The organism is Amycolatopsis sp. NPDC031561 (assembly GCF_055580625.1).
Genome location: NZ_JBVILA010000023.1, coordinates 83914 through 95247, shown reverse-complemented (window position 1 = coordinate 95247; position 11334 = coordinate 83914). Strand labels below are relative to the sequence as shown.

The 11334-nt window shown below is 70.2% G+C and carries 9 protein-coding genes; 3 read left to right on the top strand and 6 right to left on the bottom strand.

Features of this window, described 5'->3' with window-relative positions; translation table 11 throughout:
• Positions 1–95: 95 nt before the first annotated feature.
• The 5 genes from ACZ5IK_RS34265 to ACZ5IK_RS34245 all read right to left on the bottom strand — a co-directional run bounded on the left by ACZ5IK_RS34265 (position 96) and on the right by ACZ5IK_RS34245 (position 4598).
• Positions 96–938 carry a hypothetical protein gene (locus ACZ5IK_RS34265; protein ID WP_465491501.1) on the bottom strand — a complete coding sequence of 281 codons (843 nt, stop codon included), beginning with the start codon at positions 936–938 and terminating at the stop codon, positions 96–98.
• A 254-nt stretch (positions 939–1192) separates the two neighbouring features.
• Positions 1193–2437, bottom strand: a complete 1245-nt coding sequence (locus tag ACZ5IK_RS34260; protein WP_465491500.1) for a hypothetical protein — start codon at positions 2435–2437, stop codon at positions 1193–1195.
• Positions 2438–2775: 338 nt separating this feature from the next.
• Positions 2776–3081: a hypothetical protein gene (locus tag ACZ5IK_RS34255; protein WP_465491499.1), complete on the bottom strand. Its 306-nt coding sequence runs from the start codon at positions 3079–3081 to the stop codon at positions 2776–2778.
• A 641-nt stretch (positions 3082–3722) separates the two neighbouring features.
• Positions 3723–4010: a chorismate mutase gene (locus tag ACZ5IK_RS34250; protein ID WP_101612246.1), complete on the bottom strand. Its 288-nt coding sequence runs from the start codon at positions 4008–4010 to the stop codon at positions 3723–3725.
• Positions 4011–4178: 168 nt separating this feature from the next.
• Positions 4179–4598 (bottom strand): DUF1707 SHOCT-like domain-containing protein, encoded by a 420-nt coding sequence (locus ACZ5IK_RS34245; RefSeq protein WP_465491498.1) that lies wholly within the window; start codon positions 4596–4598, stop codon positions 4179–4181.
• 90 nt (positions 4599–4688) lie between these two features.
• On the opposite strand from ACZ5IK_RS34245, the gene pcrA reads away from it, so the two are divergent.
• Positions 4689–7106 carry a DNA helicase PcrA gene (gene pcrA / locus ACZ5IK_RS34240; RefSeq protein ID WP_465491497.1) on the top strand — a complete coding sequence of 806 codons (2418 nt, stop codon included), beginning with the start codon at positions 4689–4691 and terminating at the stop codon, positions 7104–7106.
• Positions 7107–7769: 663 nt separating this feature from the next.
• Here pcrA and ACZ5IK_RS34235 read toward each other — a convergent pair.
• Positions 7770–8456: a M23 family metallopeptidase gene (locus tag ACZ5IK_RS34235; protein WP_101612249.1), complete on the bottom strand. Its 687-nt coding sequence runs from the start codon at positions 8454–8456 to the stop codon at positions 7770–7772.
• Between the two features lie 608 nt (positions 8457–9064).
• Between ACZ5IK_RS34235 and ACZ5IK_RS34230 the strand changes: the two genes are divergently transcribed.
• Both ACZ5IK_RS34230 and ACZ5IK_RS34225 read left to right on the top strand, forming a co-directional pair.
• Positions 9065–10894, top strand: a complete 1830-nt coding sequence (locus ACZ5IK_RS34230; RefSeq protein WP_465491496.1) for a hypothetical protein — start codon at positions 9065–9067, stop codon at positions 10892–10894.
• A complete protein-coding gene (locus tag ACZ5IK_RS34225; RefSeq protein ID WP_465491495.1) occupies positions 10891–11250 on the top strand; it encodes a hypothetical protein in 360 nt (119 codons plus the stop codon). Before ACZ5IK_RS34230 ends, ACZ5IK_RS34225 begins: the two co-directional genes overlap by 4 nt.
• Positions 11251–11334: the final 84 nt, after the last annotated feature.

The following is an 11334-nucleotide window of genomic DNA, read 5'->3' as shown; positions in this document are numbered from 1 at the left end:
CCGACTCGTGACAAGGCTAGGCGCTCACTCTGCGCACACACACGCGGTACGCTCTGATCGCCCTGGGTAGAGGGCTGTTCGACGCCGGGTATTCGTCACATGTGCTGCGCGGACAGCAGCCGGGCGTCGGTGATCAGGCCCGTCGTCTCGTCGGCGAATTCCAGCACCTGGGTGACCCGCAACAGGCCGCCGTCCGGATTGCGCATGGTCACCACGGCGAGGATCGTGCCGTCGGCCTGTTCCCGGAGATCCTGGATCTGGATGGCGTCCATCGAGCTCCACGCCTGGATCAGCCTGCCCGCTTCGGACTCGGCCAGCACCGGCGTGAGCAGCGACATCGCGCCGTAGGGATCCGCGTCGACGGTCTGGTAGAACTTCCGGACCGCGCCGATCTTGTCCTCGGCCGTGCTGACCGCGGCCGGCTTGGCGGCAGGCTGCGAACTGGTGCTGCTGGACGCCGAACCCCGCCGAGGGGCCGAACCCTGGCCGGTACCCGAGGACGGCTGGGCCGTCGTGCTGGTGCCCGCGGGAGTCGGTGTCTCCTGCTTGTGCTGCGACTCGGAAGCGTCCGGGACGGCGAGCCCGCCGAGTGCGGCGGCTCCGCTCATCACCTCGGGTGCGGCGGCGCCCGGTGCCGGGTTCTGCCGCTGGGTGCCCGCGAGGACTCCCGCGGTGACGACGGCGCCCGCGACCAGCAGTCCGGCGGCGACCAGACCGGCCAGCTTGGCCCGCCGGGCGGTGCGGCTTTCCGGCTCTTCTTCGGGCTCGGGTCGCGGAGACGGCTCTTCGCGGGAGCGGGAAGGAACGAACTTCTGCGGCTCCCGGAAGACCTGCTCGAGGTACTCGCGGTCGACGCGGGTGTCGTTCAGGATCTCTTCCGGGATGACGTCCTCGACACGTACGGCGTCCTCACGCCGTATGCGCTGTCGATCAAGCACGAAATTCCTCGCTCTGGTCCGGGGCAGGCGCTAGGCCGTTCGGCCGACGCCTCTGGTCCGCGCGGCCGTCTTCTGAACGGTGCGGACCCTGCAGTCGCCAGGTAACCCTGTCGAGACGGTCCGCGGCCAGGCTCTATCGCCGGAATGCCGTCGCGATACGACGAACGGCAGCTTAGGTCACCCACCCGGACCAGGGACAACCGCTCGCCGCACCGCACGTGCAGAGGAACAGGACACTTGCACGTGCGTGACACCTACATGCCGTCGTCGACGATCTTGTCGTCGTCACCGAAGGTCAGTGTGCGCTGCTCCATGGTCTTCGTGCCGTCTTTGTGAGTGACTTCGACGGTGTTGACCGTGACCCCGCGGCGCTGGTCGATGCTGACCTTCTTCACCTCGAAGTAGGCGACGTCGGCGTAGCGCTCACGGAGGCCCTGCGCACCTTCTTCGCGCAGGCCTCCGGAGGTCACCGCGGCTGCTTCGTTCGGGTTCGTGGTGACGGAGTTGAGGAAGACCTCGGTGTTGTCGCCCATCGCCTGCGCGTCCGGCTGCGACGCGTACCAAGGGGAGGTCGTGGTGGTGCGGTCGGCGGGCATGACCGGCGGCTTCTGCGGCCGATCGCTCGACGACGGCGCGGGCCGCCCGGTCGTGGCCGGTCCGCCCGTGTCGGGCCGCGATCCGCCGTCGCCGGTGCCGTCGTCGTCCGTGGAGGTGCCGGAGTTGGCGGAACTGCGGTCGTCCTGAGTGGAGGAGTCGGTCGCGGAACCGGACGGGTTGCCCGCCGCGCCACCCTGCGGCGGCGTGGCCGGGTCGCCGTTGCCGGCGAGACCTTCGTTGGTCAGCGGGCTGCCGCCGCGGTAGCCGGGCCAGCCGCCTTGGCTCTGCTGCTCCGGGGCGGGCTTGCCGACCAGGAACGAACCGGCGAAGAGGAGGCCGACGACGACCAGCGCGGACGCGGCCGCGGCGAACCAGGCGGCCTTGCGCCAGGTCTTCGGCGGGGTCACCGAGGCGGGCACCGACCCGAGGTCGAAGGTGCTCAGGCCGTCGGGGGGAGGGGCTACATAGACGCGGACGTCGTCGTCACCTTCGTCGATCTCCACCGGTTCGGGACGGCGGGGAGCGGGCGCGGTCAGTGTCACCTTCGTGCGCTGGGCCGCCTTCACGCGCCGTTCTTCGGCGGGGGAAAGGACGGGTTCGGTGAACGAGACCTCGACGCGGGCCGGGCGTTCCACGGGTACCTCGCGAGCGGGCTGGGGGAGCGGCAGGCTGCCGCTCGATGGGGCATAGCCAGGGTTCGGCGCCCTCCTGTTCCGCGGTGGCGGCAGGGGCAGGGAACCGGTGGAAGGCGGGGCGAACTCGCTGTGCGCGTGATGCCCGTGCCCGGTCGGGCGCTGCCGCCGGGGCGGCACGGGTGGTGTCCAGCTTTCAGTGCCGCCCGCCCGGTGACGGCCCGCGTGCGCGGCGCCGTCCCGTTCCTGGTGTCCCACCCTGCCGTTCATGTCCGAGCGACCCCCTCATGGGCCACCCCTGACGGCGATGTGACACCGATTAAGCCGAACGGAGCAGCGGTTTCACGGGATCCCTCGCTTGCAGACTCCCGGGCACTCTCGTGAGCAAATGCACGCGCATGCGACTGTGGACGCGCGGGGCCGATGCCCCCGCGCGCCATTCGGGCATCGCCCGACCCAGACGCAAGGGTCCTCACGGGATCCACACTAAAAGCTCGACACCCGCAAGTCTTCACCCGCTCTGCAAGTTGCAGATGTTTCACTCGGTCGGGCGCGGCCGAACGGGCCTTGGTGACGTTACGCAGTGCTATCCGTGCTGGTGAAGCCGTTCAGTTGCCGCTGCGGTACTTCTGCTGGGTCGATTGCAGGGCTTTGGTGGCGGTGATTCCGCTACCCGCTGCAAGCAAAATGGCGATGATGTCGAGCGGCGTTCCCCCACTAGTGAGCAACCACGCGAACAAAGAGGCCGCGGTGGTACCCGCTGCGATCGGCCAGCGCGATTTGACGTACTGGACGATGGGGGTACCGCCCGCGCGCTTACCCGCCGCGTTGTTCAGCATGGCGAGATAACCGAGATGGCCCAATGCCGCGAGGACACCGGCGATCGCGATGATCACGGCGATGAGGTTAATCATGTGTCCAGTTTGCCTGGTCCCGAGCCGTCATGGCTCGGGGAACACCCTGAGTTTCGCCTCACTGCACGCAATCGTGACGCGGGCGCGGGTGGCCGTTCGCGTTCAGCGGGCTAAACGCGAACCGGCCGCGGGGAGAGCGGGGGACCTTTGCTGTCGCCTACCGCCCGAGCCTGCCCCGGCGACCGAGCCGGTACGTCCGTGTGACTGGGCCCCTGGCCCGAAACGCCACTCAAGACCGACCTGACCCATTCGGTACCGGCGCCGTGGTCGCCCTGAAGTACGTGAAGACCCTTCACTGCGTCGAGCGCCAGGGTTTGGCGAAGTTGGCTATTCGCTGGTCACGGGGGTGGGGGGGGGGGGGGGGGGGGGGGGGGGGGGGGGGGGGGGGGGGGGGGAGGGCGCAAGGGCGGGTGGGGGTGGGGGGGGGGGGGAGGGAACCCCCCCCCCCCCCCCCCCCCCCCCCCCCCCCCCACCCCCGTGCGGACTCTGGTGCGGGTGGAGCGAAAGTTGGGGATCGCAAAGTAGTGAAGGCCCCCTTCACTACCGTCAAGGTAGGCAAGCGGCCCTTCGCGGTCCGGCCCCATGGCGCCAACCCGAAACGCGACCTGGTGACCACCACGAGCCCCGAAGCCCACTGTCGCCTACCGCCCGAGCCTGCCCCGGCCCAGGTTCAACAGGGCCATCGCCAGCTGGCGTCCTTCCGGCCCGAGCTCGCGATAGCGCGCCAGCACGTCCATCTCGCGGTTGTAGACGATCTTGGTGCCCCCCGCGGCCATCCTGGTCGCGCCGATCGTCTTGGAGACCTCGACGCGGCGCTTGACCAGCCGCAGGATCTCGCCGTCGAGCCAGTCGATCTCCTTGCGGAGCTCACCGATCTCCTCGGCCGACGCGATCGGGCCTTCGGCGTCCGGCTTCTGTGTGGTGTTCATCGGGACCTCTCTTCGGTCCGGATTCCCTGCTGGCCCCCGGAACAGCGAAAGCCCCGAGGTCCGAGGACTCCGGGGCTTCGGGTGATGGCATTTGGAGGCACTATGCGATCACGGGAGCCGGAGTCCGGGTCCCGTAAAAAAATCGCGTCGCGTGCCGCATGCCGATCATTATGCCACAGAGACGCCGTCACCCCGGCCGAAATCACGTCGCGCTCCGCGGACGCGAGCGTGTACGAGGACGCTCATGGCCAGCCAGAACATCGGCATCGCGGGCCAGAAGAACGGCACCCCCGAAACCGTCCAGCGGACGATCAGCAGCACCGAGAGCGCGACGGCCACCGCGAGGTGGATCCGCACCGCCGGATGCCCGAAGACGACCGTGCGTCGCTTCGGCGCGGGTTTCGGCAGATCCGAGGTGAGCGCGGCCAGTTCGTCCGTGTACTTGGTGGAATACACAGTGCCTAGCCGGTCTTCTACTTCTTCGAGGCTGAGACGGCCTTCGCCGCCGGCGGCCTGGATGAGCGAGGCGACCCGCTCGCGGTCGGCGTCGGCGGCCCGGAGCCGGGAGGGAATTCCGTTGGTGTCCATGGCATCCGATCCTCCGCCGCGAACACCGCCCGCGCGTCGGACGGCAGGCGGCAACGGCGCCTACGCCCGGCGCTGTAGCGTGGACCGGCGATGAACACCCTCTTCGATCTCCCAGCGGACGGCCCGGCCAAGTCCCGGCACTCCGACCTGCTCGACGACCTGAACCCGGCGCAGCGCGAGGCCGTGACCCACGCGGGCTCACCGCTGCTGGTCGTCGCGGGCGCGGGTTCGGGCAAGACCCGGGTGCTGACCAGGCGGATCGCGTATCTGCTGGCCGAGCGGCACGTGCACCCCGGCCAGATCATGGCGATCACGTTCACCAACAAGGCCGCCGCGGAGATGCGGGAGCGGGTGAGCGACCTCGTCGGCCGCCGGGCGAACGCCATGTGGGTGTCGACGTTCCACTCCATGTGCGTGCGGATCCTGCGCCGTGAGGCCAAAACGCTGGAGATGTCGTCGAGTTTCTCCATCTACGACTCGGACGACACGAAGCGGCTCATCACGCTCGTCGCCCGGGATCTCGACATCGATCCGAAGAAGTACGCGGCGCGCACGCTGGCCGTGAACATCTCGAACCTCAAGAACGAACTGATCGACCCGGACACGGCGGTCGCCGACGCGGGCAACGACCTCGAGCGCCGCGTCGCCGAGGTCTACGTCGAGTACCAGCGACGGCTCAACCAGGCCAACGCGTTCGACTTCGACGACCTCATCATGCGGACGGTCGAACTCCTGCAGACCTTCCCGGACGTCGCCGAGTACTACCGGCGGCGGTTCCGGCATGTGCTGGTCGACGAGTACCAGGACACGAACCACGCGCAGTACACGCTGATCCGCGAACTGGTCGGCACCGAGGAGAACGAGGCCGGGCTCGAGCCCGCCGAACTGTGCGTCGTGGGTGACGCGGACCAGTCGATCTACGCCTTCCGCGGCGCGACCATCCGCAACATCGAGGAATTCGAACGCGACTTCCCGAACGCGCGGACCGTGTTGCTGGAACAGAACTACCGCTCGACCCAGACGATCCTGAACGCGGCGAACGCGGTCATCGCGCGCAACCCGAACAGGCGCGCGAAGCGGCTGTGGACCGATTCCGGCGACGGCGAGAAGATCGTCGGCTACGTCGCGGACAACGAGCACGACGAAGCAGCGTTCGTCGCGGGCGAGATCGACGCGCTGGCGGACAAGGGCGAGGCGGACTACTCCGACGTCGCGGTCTTCTACCGCACCAACAACCAGTCGCGGGTCTTCGAAGAGATCTTCATCCGCCTCGGCCTGCCTTACAAGGTCGTCGGCGGCGTGCGGTTCTACGAGCGGCGCGAGGTCCGGGACATGCTCGCGTATCTGCGGGTGCTGGCGAACCCGGAGGACACGGTCAGCCTGCGCCGCGTCCTCAACGTCCCCAAACGCGGCATCGGCGACCGCGCGGAAGCGGTCATCGCGACGTACGCCGAGCGGGAGCGCATCTCGTTCGCGCAGGCGCTGCGCGGCGCCGTCAACGGCGAGGTGCCGCTGCTGAACCCGCGCTCCGCCAAGGCGATCACCGGTTTCGTCGAGCTGCTGGACGAACTGGGCGAAGTCGCCGAGAGCGGCGCCGAGGTCGCCGACATCCTCGAAGCGGTCCTGGAGCGCACGGGCTACCGCGCGGAACTCGAGGAGTCCGACGACCCGCAGGACGCGTCGCGGGTGGAGAACCTGACGGAACTCGTCACCGTCGCGCGGGAGTTCACCGAATTCACCGCCGAGGTCGCCGGTCCGGACGGCGAACTCCCCGAGGCCGAACCCACCGATGCCGGAGTGCCGGAGCCGGGCTCGCTGCCCGCGTTCCTGGAGCGGGTTTCGCTGGTGGCGGACGCGGACTCGATTCCCGCGGCCGACGGCGGCGAGGACGGCGAAGGGCACGACGCGGGCGTGGTCACGCTGATGACCGTGCACACCGCGAAGGGCCTCGAGTACCCGGTCGTCTTCGGCACGGGCTGGGAAGACGGGATCTTCCCGCACATGCGCGCGCTCGGTGACCCGACCGAACTGGCCGAGGAACGACGGCTCGCCTACGTCGCGATCACGCGCGCCAGGAAGCGGCTGTACGTCTCCCGTTCGATGGTGCGCTCCGCCTGGGGCCAGCCGCAGATGAACCCGGCTTCGCGGTTCCTCGACGAGCTTCCCGCCGACCTGGTCGATTGGCGCAGGCTCGCGCCGTCGTCGTCCTCCGGCGGTTTCGGTTCGTCGGGTGGCTCGCCGCGCGCCGCGACGACGTGGGGAAGCCGTGGCGGCGGCGCCGCGTCGTCGTCGAGGTCGGCGGGCACGAGCCCGTTCGGCAAGGGCTGGAAGGACACCGTCGCGCTCAAGCTCGACGTCGGCGACAGGGTCAGCCACGACAAGTACGGCCTCGGGACCGTCATCGCCTGCGACGGCGCAGGGCCCCGGGCCACCGCGACGATCGACTTCGGTGCCGCCGGCAAGGTCCGGCTGATGCTGATCGGCAGCGTCCCGATGGTCAAACTGTAGCTCTGACCTGCGGTTTCTTCGCCGCGCCCGAAAACTGTCGGGCCCTTCCCGTATACCTGTGCCATCGAACACGAGTTCGATGCGCTGGGGTATGCTGGGCAAGCCGGTATGCCCCCCGGAACGGAGAGGGGGCGCACGGTGCGGACGGGGTCTTGTTTGGTGCGCTCTCCGCTGGGGTACTTGAGAGCTTGCGGGGTGTTGAAAAGGGGCGGGGCCGGATCGGGGTCCGGAACCGCCGGAAGTGCTCAGGCTGGTCGCGGCCTGGCGCGCGTTACCGCGGACGCACGAACCGGTCGGGGCCGGACGGTGTGTCGGATACGGGCACGCGCGGCGATGGTCGTTCGGGCCGCGATCAGCCGGGTACCGGCCTTCCCACGGGTTCTTCGCCGGATGGTGGCCGATCGAACGGCGCCCGGCGGGACTCTGCACGGGATGGCAGACCGCCGTGGGGTTACTTCGTCCGGAAGCTGCCCGATGGCGTCACGTGAGCCAGTTGAGGGCCCGGAAAGCCGGACGTGCTCCGAATCAGAGAACCTGCGACGCTCCCTTGTGCCCGAAACGGGGGGAGCGGAGGTCCTGAAGGCGCGCCAGAGCTTCGTTGCCCGGCGCGCCGGTGCTTCCGGCGGTACTGGCCGGGATGCGAAAAGCGGGAAAGAGGCTCGATCAGCCGACGCTGACGCCACGGGCGGCGAGCCACGGGCGCGGGTCGATCTTCTTGGAGCCGTTCTGCCACACCTCGAAGTGCAGGTGCGGGCCGGTGCTCTGGCCACGGTTGCCGACCTCGGCGATCTCCTCGCCGCACTTGACCTTCTGGCCTTCGCGGACGGAGAAAGAGTTCATGTGGCCGTAGACGTGAACGGTGCCGTCGGAGAGCTGGACCTTGACCCAGAGGCCGAAACCGCTGGCCGGGCCCGCTTCGATGACCGTGCCGTCGGAGGCCGCGACGATCGGGGTGCCGATCGGGGCCGCGAGGTCGATGCCGAGGTGGCTCGTGCCCCACCGGGCACCGAAGCCCGAGGTGAAGGTGCCCTTGGTCGGCATGCAGGTCTTGGGGCGCTTGGCCTCTTCTTCGGCCTTGCGGGCCGCTTCGGCCTCACGCTTCACGCGGGCCTGGGTGATGCTGTTGTTGTCCGAGAGCTTCTGGGCCTCGGCGGAGGCGTTCGCCGACTGGCTGGTCGGCAGCAGCTCGGGGGCGCCGCCACCGGCTCCACCGCCGAGGGCGAACGAGGCGCTCGCGTCCTGCGCGCTGGCCAGCGGCGTGACTGCGGCGTCGGAGGATTCCGAAACGGACTTCAGGGTCTGCCCGGCAGCGGCGGCCGCGAAGGCGCCGGCAGCGACGGCTGCGACCACGACACGGCCGCGAAGGGCCGAAGACGGGGGCGACAGTCGGTGCGAGCCCCGGACGCGAACGACCGCACCATCGAGTGCGTTCTCGAGCGCCGGGGAAGGAGCTTGGCCGCCGGGGGAGCGGTGTGAAGCCAAGACGGGGCCTTCCATGTTCGGGGAGTCGGATCAAGAGCCCGGGCGGGGGAACCCGGTGAACGACCTCGGGGGTGGTTCGTTCGGTGCTCTCATTCGTGATCTGACTGTAATGGGGACCAGGGGACAGTAACGAAGCGGCACCCCGATCAGCAAGATTTGACGGCCCTCTCGGCCGATCGGGCGACGACGATCTGGCCGTTGTCCAGTGAAGATTACCCAAAGTTAGAGGAGGTTTACTCGTAACCTTGTGATCTGCGTTACAAGATCAAGCGGCCATTCGGGGGTACCGGAGGGCCGGAAAGGAGGCAAACGAGGGAAATAACCGGTTGCCCAGCGATGTTGAAGGACGTTTACCGCGATCCAGGGCTTCGGTGAGTGCACTGAGCGGTCCGGCGAGGCCCGGCCGAGCGCCGGTGAGGCCCGCGATCCCCCTGCTGGCGGGCCTGGGCGGGCACGGCTTGCTAGCGTCGCCGTCGATGACTTCGCGCTCACGGCACCCCGGTGACAACTCCACCGGGCAGGCCGTCCCCGGGACCGCGTCCGCCGAACTTCTCCGGAGCGAACCGGGCGCCCGCCCGCGAGCGCTCGTGCTGTCGGCGGGGCTGGTGTCGGCCGGAGCGGTCGCACTGGCCGCCGGGGCGCTGATGCCCGTCGTCCGGGGTGGTTCGCCCGGGTTCACCGCCGCGCCGTTGCTGGTCGTGCTGGCCCTGGCGCCCGCGGTGGCCGTGCTCTACGCGGTGTCGACGGGACGTCCGGGACTCACTGCGGGACTGGTGCTCGGCCTGACCGCGCTCGCGCCCGGACGGCTGCTGCTGGACCTGCAGTTGCTCGCGGACGGATCCCTCGCCGCGCGGCCGGAACTGTTCCTCGCCGATCGCCTGCTCGCGCTGCCCCCGGCGGGGCCGGGGCTGTGGCCGCTGGTGGCCGGCCACCTCCTGACCCTCGCCGCCGGGGCGTTCGCCGCGGGGACCGCCCGCGACGAGGCCGAACTGGCCGGTGAACTCGACGGACGTCGCCGCTGGCGGCTGCTCGGCCCCGTGCTCGGCGTGGCGGGCGGGATCGGCCTGCTGCTCGCGCCCCTGGGTTCGGGCAACGCGTACCTCCTGGCCAAGAATGCCTTCGAGGGACCGACGGTCGCGATGGCCGGGTACCTGCTGCTCGCGGCCTTGCTCCCGCTGACCGTGCTCGTGGCGGTGAGCTCGCCCTCGGCCGGGGTCGGCAAGGGCGGGTTCGCGGGCGCGGGCCTGGCGGCGCTCGCGGTCGGGGTGCCGCCGGTGGTCGCGGGGCTGGTCGTGGACCGGCTCTCGGTCGCGCCGGGTTCGGTGCTGGTGACCGTCGCGGGCCTCGGGCTGTTCGGGCTGGCCTTCACCAGGTTCGACGTCGCGGAAGCCGGCGAGGCGGTCACCGGTGACCTGGCGGGCGAGGCCCGGCTGCCAGGGCTGTTCTGGTGGCGGCTGGCCACCGGCGGGCTGGCGCTGCTCGCCGCCGCGGCCGCGGTCGCGGGTGCGCTGACCCCGGTACTGACGGCCAACGGTGAGACGCCCGTCCCGGAGACGCCGTCGCGCTGGCTGCTGCTCGGCGCGGCCGTCGTACTCGCCGTGCCCGCCCTGTTCGTGTTCGTGCCGCGGCTCTCGGCGTTCGCCAGGGGAGTCGTCGCGGCCACGTGGGCCGGGGTCGTGCTCGCGGGGGCGGCCGTGCTGAGCGCGGCCTTGTCCGTGACCGAGGACAAGGCCGTCGATCCGGCACTGTTCGGCGTCGATCTGCCGCTGCCGTCGCCCGACAAGGTCGGTTACTCGGCGGGCCCGGGCGTCACCTGGACCTTCGTCGCGCTCGCACTGGCGGCCGTCGCGGCGCTCGCCGCCGTGATCACCGGTGTGGTGGAGCGCGACGACTCGGACGACGGCGGAATGGACGAACCGCGAGCGAACGGCGCCGTGCTCACCCCGGTCGTCGCGGCGGCGGTGCTGGCGATCGCCGCGTTCGGCACGCCCGTGTTCACCGCGCCCGGCTACACCGCCCCTGGCCTGTGGTCGGACTTCGGCGCGGCGTCGTGGGGACTGCTCGGCGCGCTCGCGGTCGTGCTCGGGCTGTACGCGCTCGTCGTGAGTTCGAGGCCGATCGCGGCCGCGGCCGCCTTGGCCGGTGCCGCGCTGGTGCTCGGCCTGCGCGCGGCGGAACTGCCGCTCGTCGGCTCGGCGTACGAAGGCTCTTCGGCGGGTATCGGGTTCTGGCTCGCGCTGGGCGCCGCCGTCGTCTCCCTCGTCGCGGCCGGGATGGCCGTCGTGGGATCGCGGCGGTCCGAGTGACGCGTCGTCTCCTTCGCGTGGTGCTGGCCGAGTTCGGCGTCGAGGAAGGTGCGGCGGCCGTGCTCGGGCGACTGCTGCGCGACGCCGGGGTCGAGGTCGTCTACGCCGGACGTCTCGACACCGCCGATCACCTGATCCGGACGGCCGAACAGGAGGATCCGGACATCCTCGGCGTCGTGCGAGGCGCGAGTGAGCCGGAAGGGCTCGCCGAAGCGCTCCCGGACGTCCTCCTCTTCGCAGTCGGTAACGGCCCGAGCAAGTTCGAGAACGCCTTCGAAAGCCTGGAAGAGGCGGCGAACTGGGTCTCCGGTGTGCGGTCTCACACCGTGGAAACACCGTCTGACCGCGTACGGTGACCGACTTCACCAGGTGCGGAGTCCCCTGCTTCTGCGCAGGTCGCTAACCTCGACTGGTCCGACAGCGCGGTCCGGCAACGGACC

What these genes read in the sequence shown, in the direction of transcription:
- ACZ5IK_RS34230 (WP_465491496.1), top strand. Translation starts at nt 9,065, where the DNA reads ATGACTTCGCGCTCACGGCACCCCGGTGACAACTCCACCGGGCAGGCC.
- pcrA (WP_465491497.1), top strand. Translation starts at nt 4,689, where the DNA reads ATGAACACCCTCTTCGATCTCCCAGCGGACGGCCCGGCCAAGTCCCGG.
- ACZ5IK_RS34250 (WP_101612246.1), bottom strand. Translation starts at nt 4,010, where the DNA reads ATGAACACCACACAGAAGCCGGACGCCGAAGGCCCGATCGCGTCGGCC.
- ACZ5IK_RS34260 (WP_465491500.1), bottom strand. Translation starts at nt 2,437, where the DNA reads ATGAACGGCAGGGTGGGACACCAGGAACGGGACGGCGCCGCGCACGCG.
- ACZ5IK_RS34245 (WP_465491498.1), bottom strand. Translation starts at nt 4,598, where the DNA reads ATGGACACCAACGGAATTCCCTCCCGGCTCCGGGCCGCCGACGCCGAC.
- ACZ5IK_RS34255 (WP_465491499.1), bottom strand. Translation starts at nt 3,081, where the DNA reads ATGATTAACCTCATCGCCGTGATCATCGCGATCGCCGGTGTCCTCGCG.